The sequence below is a fragment of the Shigella sp. FJ200513 genome (genome assembly GCF_040495915.1).
In the GTDB taxonomy this organism is placed as follows: Bacteria; Pseudomonadota; Gammaproteobacteria; order Enterobacterales; family Enterobacteriaceae; genus ECMA0423.
In genome coordinates, this window is sequence record NZ_JBDYCV010000197.1 from 1 (window position 1) to 3050 (window position 3050).

The 3050-nt window shown below is 49.2% G+C and carries 2 protein-coding genes and 1 pseudogene; all 3 read right to left on the reverse strand.

The window, feature by feature from the left end; translation table 11 throughout:
- Positions 1-62: 62 nt before the first annotated feature.
- Positions 63-386, reverse strand: a pseudogene (locus tag ABZJ92_RS21225) (YehS family protein); the annotation flags it as partial.
- A gap of 46 nt (positions 387-432) precedes the next feature.
- Positions 433-1152, reverse strand: coding sequence for a two-component system response regulator BtsR (gene btsR, locus ABZJ92_RS21230; RefSeq protein ID WP_005048999.1), 720 nt, complete (start codon positions 1150-1152; stop codon positions 433-435).
- Positions 1149-2834: a two-component regulatory system sensor histidine kinase BtsS gene (btsS, locus tag ABZJ92_RS21235; RefSeq protein ID WP_001295431.1), complete on the reverse strand. Its 1686-nt coding sequence runs from the start codon at positions 2832-2834 to the stop codon at positions 1149-1151. The genes btsR and btsS overlap by 4 nt, the downstream gene beginning before the upstream one ends.
- Between the last annotated feature and the right edge of the window lie 216 nt (positions 2835-3050).

The window sequence follows — 3050 nt, forward strand, 5'->3', positions numbered from 1 at the left end:
ATGGAAATGGAAGCCACGCAAGCACCTTAAAATCACCATCATACACTAAATCAGTAAGTTGGCAGCATTACCAGAATGTCATCGGTTTTCAGCGAAAACGCGATGCGTAATTTTTTCAGCACGATGTTGTTATTAATGCGACGTTCCGGCTCCAGTGCCGGAGCAGACTCATCCTTGCCGCGTTTTTCATAAATCAGGCCATTGAGGAATGACGACAAAACAATGTCCGGACAACGCTGAAAACCCTCTTCGTCTTCTTTACGTAGCCAGACGGCGATCTGTTCCGCGGTGGCTTCGACATTATCCAGCGCCAGAATACGCACCAGGTCATTATTATTGGCTTTCAAAATGTAGCGCACGCTGCGCAGAATATCGTTACTTATCATGAGGCCTTCAGGTGTTGATGAGGCAAAAAGCCATTTTAGCAGTCTTTTACAGGCCAATCGCCTCTTTTAAGCTTTTCAGATAACGGCGGCTGACCGGCACGGTTAAGCCATTACGCAAAATCAACTCGGCCTGGCCGTTATCTTCCAGACGAATCTCCTGTAAATGCGCGAGGTTAACCAGATACTGACGATGGCAGCGCAGTAGTGGTGTACGACTTTCCAAGGTACGTAATGTCAATTCGGTAAAGCCCTCTTTCCCTTCGTGGCTGGTAACGTAGACACCGCTCATCCGACTGCTGACAAATGCCACATCTTTCATTTGCAGCAAATAAATCCGACTATGCCCCGTACAAGGGATAAATTTCAGCGCCTGTTGATTTTCCGGTAACAGCGAAACATCCTGCTTGCTGCGCTCCTGACGCAATCGCGCCAGCGTTTTCTCCAGTCGCGCTTCATCAATTGGCTTCAGCAGATAATCAAAGGCATGTTCTTCAAAGGCTTTAATAGCGTATTCGTCAAACGCAGTGAGAAAAACAATATACGGGCGATGTTCCGGGTCAAGCATCCCCACCATTTCCAGACCACTGATGCGCGGCATCTGGATATCGAGAAACAGCACATCCGGGCGCAGTTTATGCACCGCGCCGATCCCTTCCACGGCGTTTGAACACTCTCCAACGATTTCAATATCGCTCTGCTCCTGCAAAAATATACGCAGGTTCTCCCGTGCTAACGGTTCATCATCGACAATTAAGACTTTAATCATGCCTCGTCCCTCCATGGTAGTCGTAACGTTATTCGGGTGTAACTATCAGGCTCACAGGCGACGCTTATTCCATAGTCATCGCCAAACCGTTCACGTAAACGCTTATCCACCAGATTCATCCCCAGCCCACTGGCATTGGTTACCGGTTGATACAAACCGGCATTGTCTTCGATCTCCAGCATCAAATGTTGCCCCTCACGTCGGGCGCTGATTGCCACTCGCCCTGTATCCAGCAGTTGTGATGTCCCATGTTTAATGGCGTTTTCCACTATCGGTTGCAGGGTAAACGCGGGCAATTGCTGCTGGGATAATTCTTGCGGAATAGCAATGTTGACCTGCAACCGCGACTGGAAGCGCGCCTTTTCAATTTGCAGATAAGCGTTCACATGTTCAATTTCGTCGGCGAGAGTAACAAACTCCGAAGGCCGCTTTAAGTTTTTGCGGAAAAAAGTGGAAAGATACTGCACCAGCTGGCTGGCCTGTTCGCTGTCGCGGCGGATCACCGCTTTAATGGTGTTAAGCGCATTAAACAAAAAATGAGGATTCACCTGGGCGTGAAGCAGTTTGATTTCTGACTGGGTGAGCATCGCTTTTTGCCGCTCATATTGCCCTGCAAGAATCTGCGCCGAAAGCAGTTGCGCAATCCCCTCGCCCAGCGTGCGGTTTATTGAACTGAATAACCGGTTTTTGGCTTCATACAATTTGATGGTGCCCATCACGCGCTGATTTTCGCCACGCAACGGAATTACCAGCGTCGACCCCAGTTTGCATTGCGGATGCAAAGAGCAACGATAAGGTACTTCGTTGCCATCAGCGTAGACCACTTCACCGGTTTCAATCGCTTTTAAGGTGTAAGTCGAAGAAATCGGTTTGCCGGGTAAATGGTGGTCGTCACCAATTCCGGTAAAGGCCAGCAATTTCTCTCGATCGGTAATCGCGACTGCACCAATATCCAGCTCCTGATACAGTACCTGAGCCACTTTCATGCTGTTCACTTCGTTAAACCCCTGTCGCAAAATGCCTTCCGTCGAGGCTGCCACTTTCAGCGCAGTGGCAGAAAAAGCCGAAGTGTATTTTTCAAACATCGCGCGTTTATCGAGCAATATACGCATAAACAGCGCCGCGCCGACGGTATTGGTGACCATCATTGGCGCAGCAATATTACTCACCAGACGCACCGCATCTTCATAAGGTCGGGCGATCGCAAGGATGATCAGCATTTGCACCATTTCAGCGACGAACGTGACGGCACCGGCGGTAATGGGGTTAAAGACTTTATCAGTGCGCCCGCGACGGATCAGGATGCTGTGTACCAGGCCGCCGAGCAATCCTTCAACGATGGTTGAGATCATGCAACTTAGCGCGGTCATGCCCCCCATCGAATATCGATGTAAGCCGCCGGTCAGACCAACCAGCCCACCGACGACCGGACCGCCGAGTAAGCCGCCCATTACCGCGCCTATCGCACGGGTATTGGCAATAGAATCGTCAATGTGCAACCCAAACCAGGTGCCCATGATGCAGAAGATGGAAAAGACGATGTAGCAGAGAAATTTATGCGGCAGACGAACCGTGACCTGCATTAACGGTATGAATAATGGCGTTTTACTCATTAACCACGCAATGACTAAAAAAACGCACATCTGCTGAAGCAGCAGCAACACCAGATTAAAATCGTACATACCCGCAAACCACACTTCCCTTTAAAACGCGTAACATACATTGCCTGCGTTTAACTTTCTTTGAACTCTTGCAGAAAAATGAGAATTCGTGAGTACGATCACTCAAAATCGCCTGGCAAAAATAAAATCACCCTATAGATGTAATGCCGATCAGTTAAGGATCAGTTGACCGATCCAGTGGCTGTGTAAGAATCCGGAAACGCTCACTTGTTTCCG